Origin of the sequence: Flavobacterium fluviatile, from assembly GCF_010645065.1 — a bacterium.
Taxonomy (GTDB): Bacteria; Bacteroidota; Bacteroidia; order Flavobacteriales; family Flavobacteriaceae; genus Flavobacterium; species Flavobacterium fluviatile.
In genome coordinates, this window is record NZ_JAADZW010000018.1 from 14,364 (window position 1) to 31,185 (window position 16,822).

The following is a 16,822-nucleotide window of genomic DNA, read 5'->3' on the forward strand; positions in this document are numbered from 1 at the left end:
AATTATCTTTGTTTGAATAAAAAGTGGATAATGGAAGAATGTATTTCTGTTTTTGATATGCTAAAAATTGGTGTTGGGCCATCGAGTTCCCATACACTTGGACCGTGGCGTGCTGCTGAGCGTTTTTTAAAAGAACTGAGAGAACAGTCAATATTAGAAGATATCAGCAGAGTTAAAGTTGACCTTTACGGATCGCTTTCGCTAACAGGCAAAGGCCATGCTACCGATCTGGCTGTTATGCTGGGTCTCAGCGGTCAGGATCCGGAATACATTCCTATTGAAAATATTTCAGGAATCATTAAAACGATTGAGACCAAAAATGAGATTATTTTGGGCAATGAGCATACGATTCCGTTTCATTTTCTTCAGGATATTGTTTTCAATAAAGAATTCCTTCCGTTTCATGCCAACGGACTAAAATTTACGGCTTATAAAAATGATGGCTCTGAATACGAATCTGTTTTTTATTCTATCGGAGGCGGTTTTGTAGTTAAAGAAGAACGCACCAATGCCAAAAATAAAATTGCCATAAAATGCGCCTTTCCGTTTATGATAGATAATGCCGACGATTTATTAAAATATACGATTCAGAAAAGCAAAAACATTTCTGACATTGTGTATGAGAATGAAAAATCGATGCGTTCTGAAGAAGAAATTCAAACCGAATTAATGCGGATCTGGCATACGATGCTGGAATGCATGTATATTGGCTGTCATTCTGAAGGAACTCTTCCTGGGGGATTGAATGTACGCCGAAGAGCTTTTGATATGCACCAGAATTTAATTGGCTTGTCGAACTATAATGATCCGCAATCGTGGCTGGAAGAAATCAGAAAAACCGAAGTCAGGTTTCGTCAAATCCTGAAATGGGTAAGCTGTTTTGCATTGGCCGTCAACGAGGTAAATGCCTCTTTAGGACGTGTCGTCACTGCCCCTACAAACGGAAGCGCAGGTGTAATACCGGCAGTTTTAATGTATTATCTGGTAATCGAAAACCACAATGCGGGTGAAAAAGAAATCAAACAATTTTTGATGGTCGCCGGAGAAATAGGAAGTCTTTTTAAGCAGGGATCGACCATTTCTGCAGCAATGGGAGGCTGTCAGGCAGAGATTGGTGTTTCGTCATCCATGGCTGCTGCAGCCCTTTGCGAATTAATGGGTGGCACTCCTGCCCAGGTATTGATGGCTGCTGAAATTGCCATGGAACATCATCTTGGTTTAACTTGTGATCCCATTGGCGGCCTGGTTCAGATTCCGTGTATCGAAAGAAATACAATGGGGGCAATAAAAGCCATCAACGCTGCCGAGCTGGCTCTTGAAACCGATGCTAAAAATGCCAAAGTTCCACTAGATAAAGTAATCAATACGATGTGGCAAACAGCAAAAGATATGAATTCGAAATACAAAGAAACCTCAGAAGGCGGTTTGGCAATTGCGGTAAATATGGCCGATTGTTAGTATAATATTGCTTAATTTTGCAGAAAAAAATCGTTTTAAGGAATACCAGCTTTAATACTATTCAAAAAAAACTAAAAAAAATATCAATGTCAACAGCAAAAAAAGATTACAAAAGAATCACTACAAAATCATTAATCGAAATGAAAAGTCACGGAGAAAAAATCTCTATGCTTACCGCTTACGATTATACGATGGCGAAAATTGTTGATACCGCTGGTGTTGACGTTATTTTGGTTGGAGATTCGGCTTCTAATGTAATGGCCGGTCATGAAACAACTTTACCTATTACTTTAGATCAAATGATTTATCACGCTTCATCAGTCGTTCGTGCTGTAGAAAGAGGTCTGGTCGTGGTAGATTTGCCATTTGGAAGTTACCAGTCTGATCCTAAAGAAGCTTTGCGTTCTGCTATCAGAATCATGAAAGAAAGCGGCGGACATGCTGTGAAATTGGAAGGCGGAAAAGAAATTAAAGAATCGATCAAAAAGATATTAAATGCAGGAATTCCGGTAATGGGACACTTAGGTTTAACTCCTCAGTCTATTTACAAATTTGGAACTTACAGCGTTCGTGCCAAAGAAGATGAAGAAGCAGAAAAACTAATTGAAGATGCTAAAATGCTTGAAAAAATTGGCTGTTTCTCAATTGTTCTTGAAAAAATACCCGCTGATTTAGCCGAAAGAGTAGCTAAAAGCATTTCAATTCCAGTAATCGGAATCGGAGCAGGAGGCGGTGTTGACGGTCAGGTCCTGGTTATTCATGATATGCTGGGAATGAACAATGAATTCAGTCCGCGTTTCCTTCGCCGTTATCTTAATTTGTATGACGAAATGACAAAGGCAATCGGCCAGTATGCAGCTGATGTGAAATCGAAGGATTTTCCTAATGAGAAGGAACAATATTAGTCTAGAATTTAGACTTCGCAGACATTAGACTTCTAGATTTAATTCTAAATTTAATCTAAAAGTCTAAGCCAGTCTGAAATCCAAGTAAGTGAAAATGAAAATTCTTTCCAACAAAAACAATCTCCAGATTCTTCACGAAGACAACCATATTATTGTGGTCAACAAACGTGTGGGCGATATCGTGCAGGGCGATAAAACCGGCGACAAACCTTTATCTGATATTGTAAAAGAATATATTAAAGACAAATACAACAAACCCGGAGATGTATTCCTGGGCGTTATCCATCGCCTTGACCGCCCTACAACCGGGATTGTGGTATTTGCCAGAACCAGTAAAGCCCTTTCACGAATGAATGAATTATTCAGCAATCGTGAAACCAAAAAAACATATTGGGCTGTAGTAAAAAATAAACCAAAGGAAACATCAGCCAAACTGGTTCATTATTTAAAAAGAAACGAAAAAAACAATACTTCAAAAGCCCATTTAAAAGAAGTTCCGGACAGCAAACTGGCCAGTCTGGATTATACTATTATCAAGGAACTTCAAAATTATACCGCCTTAGAGATTAATCTTCATACGGGACGCCATCACCAAATCCGTGCGCAGTTATCCGCCATTGGTTCTCCTATAAAAGGGGATTTGAAATATGGCGCAGAACGAAGCAATCCTGACGGAGGTATCCACCTGCACGCACGAAAGCTAGTTTTTATCCATCCGGTTTCGAAAGAAAACATAACAATAACAGCCCCAACCCCGGATGAAACAATCTGGAATGCTGTATGATTTTTATGATTTAATTGTCAGATTTTCAATTTATATCCGTTAAATTGCATAGCCAAAATTTAAGTTTTTACTAAAATGGACTACAAAAACGATATAAAGTACCGAAAAGAAACGCTTAAAAAATTACTTTTTAATGTTCAGAAAAGTGAGGATTTAATTGTAAAAGCCTTGTTTGATGATTTTAAAAAACCTGAATTTGAAGCTGTTGTAACAGAAACCAACTATGTTATTTCAGAATTAAAAAGCACAATCAGAAATATGGAAAAATGGGCCAGACCAAAACGTGTTTTCCCTTCCCTGCTCAATTTTCCTTCTACTGATTTTATTTATAAAGAACCCTACGGGAATGTATTGGTCATCGCTCCGTGGAATTACCCTTTTCAACTCGCTTTATGTCCCCTGATTTCTGCTGTTGCAGCCGGAAATAAAGTGGTTTTAAAACCCTCAGAACTAACTCCGAATACTGCTGCCGTCATTGCCAGAATCATCGAAAAATCGTTTCATGTCAATCATGTGGAAGTTGTTCAGGGTGGTGTCGAGACCTCTGATCGGCTGCTTGCCAAAAGATGGGACTATATTTTTTTTACCGGCAGTGTTTCGGTTGGTAAAATTGTAGCCAAAGCCGCTGCCGAACACCTTACTCCCATCACTTTAGAACTGGGAGGAAAAAACCCCTGTATTGTTGATCAGACCGCCAATTTAAAACTGGCCGCTAAACGTATTGTGTGGGGAAAATTTATCAATGCCGGACAAACCTGCATTGCACCCGATTACATTCTGGTCCAAAAAGACATGAAGATCAATTTTATTACTTACCTGATTGAAGAAATTATTCAGGCCTATGGCAAAAAAATAAAGAACTCCCCTGATTATGCCCGCATTATCAACAGTAAAAACTGGGTGCGCCTAACGGGTATGATTGCTTCAGAAAAATTGATTTTTGGAGGAGAATCCGATGCCAGCGATCTTTACATTTCGCCTACTCTAATTGATGAACCTGAATTGGAAAGTCCTGTAATGAAAGAAGAAATTTTTGGCCCAATCCTGCCTGTTCTGGTTTATGAATCAGAAAATGATATTGACATAGTCATCCGCAACTATGAAAAACCCCTGGCTTTGTATGTTTTTAGCGAAAACGATTCTTTTTCTAAAAAAATGATTACACGTTATTCTTTTGGAGGCGGGTGCATCAATGATACCCTGGCTCATTTTACTAATAAACGGCTTCCTTTTGGCGGTGTGGGCCAAAACGGAATGGGTGCATATCACGGAAAATTAAGTTTTGAAACATTCTCCCATCATAAATCAATCGTAAAAAAAGCCAACTGGCTCGATCTCACTATGCGATATGCGCCTTACAAAGACAAATTAAAGGCCATTAAAAGATTATTAGACCGGTTCTAAGAGACACACCACTGCCCTTCTGCTATATAATCTTATATTATGGAATGCATTGATTAAAAATACTATATTTACGTTTGAATAACGCACTAAAATATTAAAAGTATAAAACAATTCTACTACATATGAAATCTACTCTTAATCAAATAGAAGACATAAAAAACAATGGATATTCTTTAGATTTTTCAGATGTTTTTAATCATGCTTTTGAGAATTATAAAAAGATCGCCCTTTATGCAGGGCTTATTTTATTAGTTGTTTCTATACTCAGCTTTTTCCTTGGCGGCGGAATATTGGTTGCTTTATACGGTGCTGAGCACTTCAACAAAGAATTTTTTGAAAGTTTACAGCAGAATCAGCCGGGAGGGACGACTCTTCTCATCTATACATTAGTAATTAGTTTTATAACTGCCCTTATGACCCCTTTTACAGCAGGCTTTTTGAAAATGGCCGACAGTGCCGATAAAGATGAGGCCTTTAATTTCTCTACCGTTTTTACGTATTATAAAGCCCCTTATTTTTCACGCCTTTTTATTTCTGCCTTATTGATTGGCCTTGTCAGCGGGGGTATTTCTGTCGTTTTCAATCTTATTGGAATTACATTCATTGATACTATTATTGCCATCCTAATTTCCTTGTTTACGTCCATGACCGTTCCTCTTATTGTTTTTGGAAATCTAAATGTAACAGATGCTATACAATCCAGTATTGTCATTGTGAGCAAACAGCCCCTTGTTATCGCCCTGTTATTTATAGTCGCCGGAATTGGTGCCGGAATTGGCTTTATAGGCTGCTGCATTGGTGTCGTTTTTACCATTCCTATTACTTATTCTGTAAAATATGCCATATACAGTGCGATCCTCGAAATGGAAAACCCGGATTCTATTGATGCTATTGGCCAGTCTGATCCGGAATAGATCAAGATTATTTTAAAAAACAAATACCCAAATTCTATGGTATCCAGCTGTAGTTTTTTAAATTTTCCAGTTTCAGGGCTTCCTATTTTTGGCAGTACCCTGAAATCACTCTGGGTCAATTTTCATGTTTTTAAATCCCATCTTATTTTCTACTATACCCCCAGACAAATCATGCTGGAAGTGTGCCTGATTGCTTTTATGGGATTTATGGTGTACCAGTTTTTCAACATAAAAACCAAAATTGGTTCCTTTATCGAAAAAAACAGAGACAAAGAGGTTTCCCATAAAGAATATCAGCTGTATCTTTTGTTTTTCAGTATTACTATTATTGTAATTGAAATCATCAATGAGATTTTTCAGATACGGCCGCAAAGCCTTTTGTATGTTAATTTATCCATTGGAGGCCTGATCTTATTATTTTATTTTTTAACAGTCCGTGTCGAATATCTTAGAAATAAAATCCCACTCGTTTTTATTACCATATTTTTATTATTCACCTGCCATATTGCCCGCAATATCATCATTCATCCTAATGATATTGTACCTGTCATCGCTTTTTTACTTACGTTTTATTTTTCTTACAGCGTTCTGAGACCTATCAGGATCTACTGGTATTTTGCCGGAGCGACATTTATTTTTCACATCATCAGCCTGGCTTTTGATTTTATTCCGCTGAAATCATCTGTTATACTTCTCACTAACTCGCTGGTTATTTTTGTTATCAATCAGGTGAAATATGCGATGTTTCTGAATACGCGGGATAATTTCAGGTTTACTAATGAGATTGTGCATAAAGGAAGTTCCCTCACGGTTGCTTCCAACAAAAAAGGCGAACTCATTTTCTGCAGCGAATCCATCATCGAAATATTGGGCTATACTCCAGATGAAGTTATAGGAATGGGTTTCCGGAACCTTACCGAAGACCATGATTTTATTGGAGACCGGTGTTTGGACCACTATCAGGATGATGTTTTGTACACCCGAAAATTAAGGTGCAAAAATGGCGACTACAAGTATATCCAATGGAAAGACAAACGTTTTTCGGAGGACTTGTTTATTGGCATCGGACAGGATATTACTGAGCAGATCAAGCTTCAGGATCAGTATAAAAACCTCATTCAGACTGCGGCAGACATTATTTTTGAAATTGATACCGAAGGCAATTTTACGTTTATAAATGAATTTGCTTTTTCTGTTTTAGATTATACTGAAAAAGAGGTCATTTCGAAGCATTACGCTACTTTTATTCACCCCGCCTTTCGAAAAAAGGTTGCAGAATTTTATAAAAATCTTGAAGAAAAGGAATTTAATTATGACACAATTGAATTTCCCATCTTAAAGAAAAACGGTGATGCAATATGGATTTCCCAAAAGGTCATCATCCGCAAAAATGATATGGGCGAAACTATAGGTTTTGCAGGTATTGCCAGGGATATTACCGAACTGAAAAACAATGAGAATGAAAAACGGATCCGGCTTGAAAAAATCGAGGCCTATACCACTTCGACCAAAAAAATATCCACTACCGATTTTAGCCATTATGAAAGCCTTCACAGCGTAATTGATTTTATCATTGAAGAGGCGGCTGTTTCAAAAGCCAACAGAATCAGTTTCTGGAAATATTATAATGATACCATCATCTGCAAAAACCTGTACAGCCAGGACAAATCTGATGTTTATTATAAAGACATCCTGGACAAGGCCTCCTATCCTATTTATTTCGAAACCCTGCAAAACAAGGCGGTCATCAACGCCAGCGACGTGTTCAGCAAACTTGAAACCTCTGAGTTTCAGGAAGCGTATTTTATCAAAAACGGTATCCAGTCTATGCTGGATGTCCCTATTTTCTTTAATGGAAAACTTGCCGGGGTAGTGTGTTTTGAGAGCACCGTGAAGAAAAGGGAATGGGATAATGAAGACATCAATTATGCCCGTACTATTGCTGACGTGATTTCGCTTGCTATTTCATCACAAATGCGTTTAAAAGCAGAACGAAAACTCGAATTTAAAAGTCAATTACTATCTGCACTTGCACTCTGTACCGAGAAATTCTTACTGAGCAAAACGACTGAGGAAATGTTCAAAGAAACCTATAATATTATCGGGAAAGCTGTACATGCAGACCATATCTATTATTATGAAAAGGATTTTGAAACGAATACCATCAGCCAAAAATATAAATGGTCGAGAGCTGTGACCCCAGATGAAAGCATTATTCTCCAAAAGTTTACAGAAGACAACTTAAAAGAAATAACCGAAAAGGCACGAAACAAGAAAATACTCAATACCCTTACCCGACAACTGGACGATACTTTTTTTAAAAATCTGCTTCTGACTCACAATATCAAGTCGATCCTGATCCTGCCTTTGTATGTGGAGGATGTTTTTAGCGGATTTATCGGTTTTGACGACTGCCATACCGAACACAAATGGTCTGAAGAAGAAATCTATATTTTCCAAACCCTTGCGAACAATATTTCGTCTGCTTTGGAAAGAAACCGAAACCAGAGCAAAATTATCGAAAGCGAAGAGAAGTTCAAACTGATTACCAATAATATTCCGGGCACAGTTTACTTGTCTAAATTTGATGCTTTTTCGACCAAAATATTCCTCAATGACCAGATCTTTAACCTAACGGGCTATTCAAAGGCTGAATTTTTTGAGACCAACCTGTCGTTTTTGTCGCTCATCCACCCAGATGACAAAGAGGAAGTCATCGAGAGCCAGTTCCAAAATCTGAAGAACGGAAAAGCACTGCACAATACTTACAGAATCAGGCGAAAAACGGGCGAATATATCTGGATTGAAGAATTTGGGGATGTGATTAAAAAAGGGGACGAAATTGAGTTTGTGGGCGGGATTTATTTTGACATTACCAATAAAAAACAAACCGAAGACGCCATCAAAGCGAAACAACTTGCCGAAGCTGCGAATAAATCGAAGTCGGATTTCCTTGCCAATATGTCGCATGAAATCAGAACGCCGCTTAACGGTATTATTGGCTTTACCGATCTGCTGATGAAAACCAACCTTGAAGAAATCCAGCAGAAATATATGACCACCATTAATCAGTCGGCCCATTCCTTACTGGAGATCATCAATGATATCCTTGATTTTTCAAAAATTGAAGCCGGGAAATTAGATCTTTTTATCGACCTGTACGATATCCATAAAATCGTGGGACAGGTATTTGACCTGATCGTGTATGAGTCTAATCAAAAAAAACTCCAGCTTGAACTCCACATAGCGCCAGATGTGCCACGCTATATCCGGACCGATATCGTAAGGCTAAAACAAATCCTGATCAACCTGCTGTCGAATGCCGTAAAGTTTACCCATCAGGGTTCTATTACCGTTAATGTAGTGGTTATAGAAAAAAAAGAAGACGATCTGTATGTGATCCGGTTTTCTGTAACAGATACCGGCATCGGGATATTAAAGCAAAACAAAAAGAAAATCTTTAAAGCTTTCTCCCAGGAAGACAGCTCTACCACCCGAAAATTTGGCGGAACCGGACTAGGCCTTACCATCTCTAACCAACTGCTTGCCCTTATGGATAGCCGCCTGCGTGTTAAAAGCAAAATAGAAAAAGGCAGCACCTTTTATTTTGACCTGACACTCAAGACCAGTGATCAAAATACCAGCGAAAAGCATAAAACTGAATTCAACACCTTTACCAACAAAGCTGTTCCGGTACCTGACACCCCCAATACGAACAAGTTTACTTTTATGATTGCCGAGGACAATAAGGTCAATATGCTGCTGCTGAAAACCATTATAAAAAAACTATACAGCAATGCCATCATCCATGAGTGCGAAAATGGTTACGAAGCTTTAAAAGTATTTGAGACGATTACCCCTGACCTCATTTTTATGGACATCCAGATGCCTCTTATGAACGGCTATGAAACTTCGGCGGCAATACGCAGTACCCCTGAAGGAAAACTGATCCCTATTATTGCCGTGACGGCAGGTACTGAAAAAGAAGAGCGCAATAAGTGCCTGGCATCCGGTATGAACGATTATATCCCGAAACCAATCATGAAAGGTTCTGTAGAAGAAACCCTGACCAAATGGCTGAAATAATTCCTTGTTTTTATTAGCCATTTGTTTAAAAAAAATATAAATTCGTGTACCTTAAATTCCCCAATTAACTTAAATACATTCTTATATGAAATGGTTAGGCAGAAGACAAAGTGACAATGTTGAAGACAGAAGAGGTCTCTCCGGTGGAAAAGCAGTTCTTGGAGGCGGTGTTATCGGGATCATTATTTTACTGCTTAACGTTTTTGGCGGTGAAACCGGGCAAACGGTAGGAAATGCATTAGAACAGCTTCAGGGCAGCCCACAACAAACTGAGGCAGCAGCCCCATTAAGTGCAGCCGACAAGGAGATGGGTGATTTTGTACGTGTTATCCTTGCTGACAATGAAGATATCTGGGGAAAAATCTTTGCCGAGAACGGCATGACTTATAAAAACCCGAAACTGGTACTGTTTAGAGGAGCTGTGCAAACGGCCTGCGGGGGTGCTTCCTCAGCATCCGGCCCATTTTACTGTCCTGGCGACCAGAAAGTCTATATGGACCTGGATTTTTTTGATGAGCTTAAAACCAAGTTTGGCGCCAAAGGCGGTGATTTTGCCATAGCCTATGTTATTGCCCACGAAATAGGCCATCATGTGCAAACCCTGCTGGGCACCTCAGCCAAAATGCGGGATGCACAGCAAGGAAAAAGTGAAGCCGAGGCCAATAAACTATCTGTTGCCTTAGAACTACAGGCCGATTTTTATGCCGGCGTGTGGACCCATTATAACAAAGAACACCTTGATACCGGAGATATTGAAGAAGCGCTGAGTGCTGCGAATGCTGTTGGCGACGATGCGATCCAGAGCAAAATGCAGGGGCAGATCGTGCCTGACTCTTTTACGCATGGTACTTCTGAACAGCGTATGTACTGGTTTAAGAAAGGATTTACCAGTGGAGATATCCATCAGGGGACAACCTTTGAAGCAATTCGATCATTTTAAAACCAACCTATAATAACCAGAAAAAGCATGATTTACAAGTCATGCTTTTTTTTGCTAAATCCATAAAATCAATCGAACTAATTTTCTATAAATAATCGATATGGAAATACATTTGATGACTTGTTTTTTAAACTTTTCATAAAGCTTTCACACAAATAATCCCATTCTGTTGCGGATAAAGATTGTTTTTCATCTTGGTTAGGTTTTATATGGATATCCACAGTTCGGCTAAATCCAGCTTTAACCGAAATTTCTTTTCGAGTGCCTTTTTCAATTTTAACATTCTCAATGTAGCCTTTAAAATGGTTAAAACTAAATGCTTTTATATCAGCAAAAGTTACTATTCTCCCTCTTGTCAATAAAGCATTTCGGTATTCTAAAATCCGGTCTTTATTGTTTTGTTTGTTCCTTCCTCCTACTGTATTAGTAACTAATGTTGATGCTTTACTCATAAAAAACAAATCATCCCTGGCTTCCAGAACTGTACCAGCTTTAATGTCATTTGCTTCCTCGGCGCAAGTTGACCAATAACTGATTGTAAATGTTTTCCCTACAGATTCATTTACTTTAGGTTTAATCATTAAATAGGGATCATTGTTTTTAGAGAAATTACTTTCTTTGGCCTGCTGTTCAACAGAAGCCAACAATTGATTGATCTCTATTAATGAACTATTCATAAAATCTTTCCCTAAACCTGCAAAAGAAGAGCTTTCGTCTTTTAATAAATCCAATACATTCTGAAGCATTTCTGAAGCTGATCTTGCATCGAATCTGGAAACTCCTCCGGTACGCAATACAGCATTTCCTTCTTCGATTACACCATCACTAAAATCTTTAATCTCGTAATGATTAGCGAATGTATCTACAACAGCATCTACATCCAAATAAATATCGTCTCCCGTATCTAAAGCCACATAAGATAAAAAACCACCAAGGGTTTTGTTTATTACATGGCGTTTTTTATTAATTACCGGAAAACAATTTGCCGTAAAAGAAACATTGTCTATTATTTGAGGAATTAACGACTCCGGAAAAACCATTTTTATCCAAATAACCGAATTTCCGTTATACTCCGTGATATTCTCAAAAAATTTATATTCAGAATTATATTCGCTTATTTTTTTATGTTTTAGCACTCCTTTTAGTGTGTAAAAATTATCAAAATAAAACTCGTTTACTTCCTGCATCAACTCGCTAAGATGTGTGTAATTTCGATTTATAATATTTTCAATATCAAGGTTATTAACTGCTACGTTATATCCTTCTTTTACTTTTATTTCTATGTCATCATGATAACATTTCATTTGCTTTAGATAATAATGAAACATCTCTTTCTGATGGATATTTTTGATATCTATGTACAACATTAAATCCTCTACCTCTACGGCATCTTTTAGTTCAATTCCTAAAAACACCTCTCCGGAAGGCAAAGAATGTTTGTAATCTCTCACTGCATCTTTATAAAAAAGATTAGAAATCTCATACAGATTTCTTTCGTACGCTACATACCTAACCTCACAGGAAGAGAATTTTACTTCAAGGGTAGGAGAAAATACAATTTCTTTAGTAATTGGTGCCAAAGGATTATAAATATTATGCAGTCTTCTTCTCACCGTCATTTGGTTTTGCAGAGAAACTTTCATATTGTTATCTATTGGTAAAGCATGCATGATTGCTCTTGCCGGTTTAGCACCGACAGCAACTTCAGGAAACATAATTTCCAGCACTCTTTCGACTATCCGTGTTTTGGAATCTTCCAGTTCATGTGCTACTTTTTCTAATTCATACGATAATGCATTTAGCATCATAGATACAACAGGATCAAATGAAGTTTCCATCTCTACATCTGAAAAGCCCCATGATCTGGCCGCTCTTTTTAAAACCCTGTCTTTTATTCGTTCTTGTCTCATTATTGTTCGTTGAAATCTATGCTTTTTTTATCTACGATTCTGTCTTTTAATACATATAAAAACTTATTCTACAATATTACACTTACCGGGAAGTATGTTATAATCGATATTCTTTTTAAATTCATCTAATTATCATACAATACTACTTCATATACTCCATCTGGTGCATAAGTTAGAAATCTATTGTCTTTTATTTTTGTTAGATCATGAAAAATAAAAGTGCTCCCATACACTAATATTGTTATTCTTTTTTTCATTTCTATTTCATGGTTTTGGAGGAAAATCTATAGCCTCCTTTTTCACTATTTTAATTATTGCTGATTCATTTATATGATCCTTTGAAGTACTTTTAAATTTCTTTAATTCATTTAGTAAACCAATGGTTTTTGTGTGTCATCACTAATATAATTTTTACTAGCTCCAAAATATTCAAAAGGAAATGCTTCCTGTATAGAAATTTTTACCGCGGTTGTACATTGTTCAGCTATTTATTTTTTTACAACATCTATTCTTCCTGTTTTAGAATCGATCTTTACTAGATATGCTAAGTGAGGATTTTCGACTCCTCTTTTATCTAAAATAGTGGCGTAACCGATATAATATGATTTTCCTTGAATATAAATTACTTTATCATAATGCTTTAAAAAATCATCATTAATTTTCATTTTCATTAATTTTTCAAAATTTTCGTCATAAAGCTTATTGGCAATGTCTACTTTTATTGAAAAATTTGTTTCAATATCTTTAAAATTTGAATCATTGGGATAATACTTTTTATTATTACACCCAAAAAGTGAAAATATTCCCATTAGAATTATTATTTTTTTCATTTTTATCCCTTAAAATCTATCGCTTCTTTTTTTATTACTGAGACTTTCGCCAATTGTCCTAAATGCTCTTTGGATGTACTAGTAAAAGCTCGCAAATCTTCTAGCAATCCTGAAGGTTTTTGTGTGGTATCTGGGATATTATTTCCTCTAATTATATTAAAGGGAAAGGCTTGTTGAATAGCTGTTTTAACCGTAGTCGTACATTGTTCACCTCTCCAAGGATATGCACTGTAAATTTTAAGGTGTTTATATCTCTCCTCCCACCATTTTAACATTTTATCTGCCTCATGTTCTTTTACATAAAACTCTATTTTATGAACTTCTCCATAAATATAAGTACCATAATGTATTATATTTCCATGGACATCTTGAACATCTTTCCACGATAACTGAATATATTTAAGAGCCATATCTAAAGTGACTTGTTCTGGTTTTATTTTTTTTTTATTTGCAATATGTGTGCCCCACCAAGGTTGTCCTGGAGAATTTTTATAACTAGGACGGTCTAAAAATACATTATCATTTCTATCACCATCATTATTAAAATCAACATCATATTCATTTTCTGAATACGTTCCAGGCGTGTTATTGGGACCATAATCAAAGTATCTCTGTCCAATTGCCATAGCAGAATGTCCTGCCATACCTAATGCACTTACTGGGTCATTAAAAATTGTATAATACGAATGTGGCAATTCAATGATAACGGTAATTAAAACTTCTTTCTCAAAAATAACTAAATAATCATCCATATTATAAGGCAACTCTATAACTTCTCCCTTATAAGAACAGCTTACATATAATTCTACTTCATCATCTCCTTCTTCTTCAACTAATTTTTGTGTTCCGCTCCCTGTTGTCCATTCAATTATTCCTTTATTGCCTTTTATTGTTATTTTATTATATGGACTTGAAGTGCCATTTATAATTAAACTAAGTTTATCATCAAGATTTAATATTCCATCCCAATCATAGACTGTAAAATTAACTTCTTCACCATCCTTTATATCTTTTGTTTCTAAATGAAATCTAATTGTATCACCAATATAAGCTTTTTTTATTGGTTTATCTTTATCATCAGTCCACCAGCCTTTTACAAAATGCTTCCCAACTGGTATTTCTTCCCAATTATCCACATAATGCTGTTCCTCAGCATTGTAAATTACTTTCGAGCCTGCAGAATGTGTTATTTCATTAAAGTTCTCTAAATAAGTTTCACTATGAGAAGTAAACCCTCCAGATGCCACACGAGTAATAGTTCCTCCTGCCATAACTTAATTAAAATTAGATTGATCTCCTGAATTACTTTTCATTATTGATTTGGTATTAAATTTTGTTTCTTTTTCAGTAGTAGAACTTTTAGAACTTCCAATCTCCATCAAATCTTTAGCCTTTGATTTTTTTTCACCCTTAGCCTCTTCAAAAATATTTGCCGCAGATAAACTATAATCAGCAACTGCATTTTGAGAAATCATAGCACATGCATTATTCAAAATATCAGCCCCAGCACTTTCACAAATATTCATAGCCGCTGATGAATTGATATTTTGACCAGCTATCATAGAAATATCCCCACCTGCATTTATTGTAAAATTCTTTGGCGCATTAACATCAATATTTCCCTGACCATCCATCTTCCATGTATTGCCGCTTGGATCTTCAATCAAAATACTTCCATCACCATCATTCAGAATAAATTTGATTCCCGAACGCGTATGAATCGCCTTTACATTATTCTGACCATCTGCATAACCGCTGGTAGCGCTTCCATTATATTGTGTTCCTAAAACATACGTATTCTGGGCATTGCTCCCTTCAAAGCCTACCAAAACCTCTTCACCTATTTCCGGAATAAAATAAAATCCTTTTCCCGAGCCTGAATGTGGCTGTATCATTCTAATCCACTCGCTTGAATGGTTTCCGCCTGCCCAGTTAAACTCTACTTTTACACGTCCCAATCCTTCAGGATCGTCGTTGTCTTTTACTTTGGCTGGCTGTGTTTCTGCTTTCGCAAATGCGTTTACGTTTGTATAATGTGGTGCTGCGACATCAGCCGGGATGGCTTTGAAATGACAGGTGTAATTTCCGTGAACCTCTGAGAGGTGTTGGGATTCAATAACGATAAGTTCATGCTCAACGGTTTGATTTACGATGCTAAAAACCTGTCCTAGTCCTAACGGAAAATAAGAAGTACCGCTGTAATATACGCTATTGGCATCACTTCCTGCGGTTTGCAGTCTGACCATTTCTTCGATTTCTTCACTGCTTTGGGCATTGGTTGTGAAAGCTCCGTTATTCAAATCATTTTGTGCAACTGTTCCCTGATTGTGTCCTATAACTGCTGAAAAGCTGTCTTTGCTTCCAGATGAAGTCCTGGCTGAGGCATTACGAATACTGGATGCTCCATTGTAATCATAACCTCCCAAAGAAATCTTATGCGAAACCATATTCGCCTGTATTTTAAAATTATGCAGCGAAGAACCGTTGATGAGTTTTATTTTACTGGTTTTGGTCTGTCCGAACTGCATTCGCATTCCGTCAAAATAGAACCATTGACCATAACGTTTCGCTAATCGTTTTAAGAAATCAAAATTAGTCTCATTGTACTGGGCCATGTAGTTGAACTCCTGAAGGCAAGTAGATTTTATAGCATCTCTTTCATAGAATTCTCCAGGACCTTCTGCTAAAATATCCAGCACGATATCATCCATCCTTCTTTGCTTGAAGGTTCTTGATTTTTTCATATCATCCAGAACGATAGTGTGGCTAATACCTTTGACATGCAATCCTTCGGCGCTGCCATGAAGATCTATAGAAGATAATTCTGTTATGATTCCTTTGCTCATCAAACGGATTCCCGTAAGGCTTTTAAAGGTAAAAATAACCTCATCACCAAGATAGTTTCTGATTGCCTTTGCCTGATCTGCCGGATTGATGATCGCCTTGCCGGTATATTGCCAAACAAAAGAAAAATGATGGTGATCGGCCATCTTTTGTGACAATTCTAAGTTATGATAAACCACGTTTTGGGTAAAGCTGCCTATGTTGATGTGTACCTGTTCTGAAAAATGTCCCATAATAATACTATTTATTGGTTCTTTACAATTAGCTTAAGGCAATCCAGTTATTAGAAAATTTAGCATCACCAAAAGTCAATTCTTTAGCTGCTAATTCTATCGTAATTTTCATTGGTACTTCTGTAGTACTTGTAAATTGTTCGTCATAACCAATACAAAATGCTTTCGTAAACGTAAGTTCTTTCATTTTACTCATAGCATCCCTTCTGTAAAAAGTGATTTTACCATCTTTTGTTAAATCGCCATTTAGCATCCAACTCAAAAAATTGGTATCCTTAGTAGCCTCGATTACCATTTTTATAATTCCGCCTTTAGCGTTTCCGGTAGGTTTACTTGTGTTATCAATCTCTTGTTTGAAGTTTACATTGAATTCAAGAACATTGTATTCTTCTCCGTCTATATTTAATTTAGATAAAAAACTCATGTGTAGATTTGTTAGGTTATTAAAAGATATGAAATAGATTTAGTGCTGATTAAACAAAAAAAGGAAGTCCCATAGCAGGACTTCCTTTAA

The 16,822-nt window shown here is 36.8% G+C and carries 12 protein-coding genes; 7 read left to right on the forward strand and 5 right to left on the reverse strand.

The window, feature by feature from the left end; all coding sequences use genetic code 11:
* The first annotated feature begins 30 nt into the window (after positions 1-30).
* The 7 genes from GXM17_RS16060 (at position 31) to ypfJ (ending at position 10,491) form a co-directional block, all read left to right on the forward strand.
* Positions 31-1,458: an L-serine ammonia-lyase gene (locus GXM17_RS16060; protein WP_163400345.1), complete on the forward strand. Its 1,428-nt coding sequence runs from the start codon at positions 31-33 to the stop codon at positions 1,456-1,458.
* 86 nt (positions 1,459-1,544) lie between these two features.
* Entirely contained in the window at positions 1,545-2,363 is an 819-nt protein-coding gene (panB, locus tag GXM17_RS16065) for a 3-methyl-2-oxobutanoate hydroxymethyltransferase (protein ID WP_163400347.1), read from the forward strand.
* Positions 2,364-2,457: 94 nt separating this feature from the next.
* On the forward strand, positions 2,458-3,147 hold the full coding sequence (locus GXM17_RS16070) for an RluA family pseudouridine synthase (RefSeq protein ID WP_163400349.1): 690 nt from the start codon (positions 2,458-2,460) through the stop codon (positions 3,145-3,147).
* 75 nt (positions 3,148-3,222) lie between these two features.
* Positions 3,223-4,551 (forward strand): aldehyde dehydrogenase, encoded by a 1,329-nt coding sequence (locus GXM17_RS16075; RefSeq protein ID WP_163400350.1) that lies wholly within the window; start codon positions 3,223-3,225, stop codon positions 4,549-4,551.
* Positions 4,552-4,673: 122 nt separating this feature from the next.
* Entirely contained in the window at positions 4,674-5,465 is a 792-nt protein-coding gene (locus GXM17_RS16080; protein ID WP_163400351.1) for a hypothetical protein, read from the forward strand.
* A gap of 36 nt (positions 5,466-5,501) precedes the next feature.
* A complete protein-coding gene (locus GXM17_RS16085) occupies positions 5,502-9,551 on the forward strand; it encodes a PAS domain S-box protein (protein ID WP_163400353.1) in 4,050 nt (1,349 codons plus the stop codon).
* An 85-nt stretch (positions 9,552-9,636) separates the two neighbouring features.
* The gene (gene ypfJ, locus GXM17_RS16090; protein ID WP_163400354.1) at positions 9,637-10,491 is read left to right on the forward strand and encodes a KPN_02809 family neutral zinc metallopeptidase; all 855 of its coding nucleotides are present in this window, start codon (positions 9,637-9,639) and stop codon (positions 10,489-10,491) included.
* Between the two features lie 77 nt (positions 10,492-10,568).
* Here the strand turns inward: ypfJ and GXM17_RS16095 are convergent, their stop codons facing one another.
* From GXM17_RS16095 to tssD, 5 genes are all read right to left on the reverse strand, one after another.
* Positions 10,569-12,401, reverse strand: a complete 1,833-nt coding sequence (locus GXM17_RS16095) for a type VI secretion system baseplate subunit TssF (protein WP_163400356.1) — start codon at positions 12,399-12,401, stop codon at positions 10,569-10,571.
* Between the two features lie 488 nt (positions 12,402-12,889).
* A complete protein-coding gene (locus GXM17_RS16100; protein WP_163400357.1) occupies positions 12,890-13,231 on the reverse strand; it encodes a hypothetical protein in 342 nt (113 codons plus the stop codon).
* Between the two features lie 2 nt (positions 13,232-13,233).
* Positions 13,234-14,502: a hypothetical protein gene (locus GXM17_RS16105; protein ID WP_163400359.1), complete on the reverse strand. Its 1,269-nt coding sequence runs from the start codon at positions 14,500-14,502 to the stop codon at positions 13,234-13,236.
* Between the two features lie 3 nt (positions 14,503-14,505).
* Positions 14,506-16,308 (reverse strand): type VI secretion system Vgr family protein, encoded by a 1,803-nt coding sequence (locus tag GXM17_RS16110; RefSeq protein ID WP_163400361.1) that lies wholly within the window; start codon positions 16,306-16,308, stop codon positions 14,506-14,508.
* A gap of 28 nt (positions 16,309-16,336) precedes the next feature.
* A complete protein-coding gene (gene tssD, locus GXM17_RS16115) occupies positions 16,337-16,732 on the reverse strand; it encodes a type VI secretion system tube protein TssD (protein ID WP_163400363.1) in 396 nt (131 codons plus the stop codon).
* Positions 16,733-16,822: the final 90 nt, after the last annotated feature.